The sequence below is a fragment of the Cupriavidus sp. SIMBA_020 genome (genome assembly GCF_046535395.1).
Lineage (GTDB): Bacteria > Pseudomonadota > Gammaproteobacteria > Burkholderiales > Burkholderiaceae > Cupriavidus > Cupriavidus campinensis.
Map to the genome: position 1 here is coordinate 1 of NZ_JAWRWU010000919.1, position 261 is coordinate 261.

Here is a 261-nt window from a genome sequence, read left to right on the forward strand (position 1 = left end):
ACCAGACCGCCCGCGACCGCGGCGGCGCTGCCGCCCGACGATCCGCCCGCGATGCGGGTGGTGTCGTGCGGATTGCGGCAGGCGCCGTAGAAGGTGTTTTCGGTGGTGAAGCCGTAGGCGTGTTCGTCCATGTCCAGCGCGCCCACCAGCACGGCGCCGGCGTCGCGCAGGCGCGCCACCAACGTCGCGTCGTGCGTCGCGGGCGGGTTGCCGGCATTGACGTGGCCGCCGGCCAGCGTGGTTACGCCCGCGACGTCGAAC

Annotated in this window: 1 protein-coding gene; it reads right to left on the reverse strand. The window is 73.6% G+C overall.

Translation table 11 applies throughout. From position 1 onward, the window contains the following. Positions 1-261, reverse strand: a 261-nt coding sequence (locus SB751_RS32115) for an amidase family protein (RefSeq protein ID WP_410749277.1), incomplete at both ends; no start/stop codon positions are given.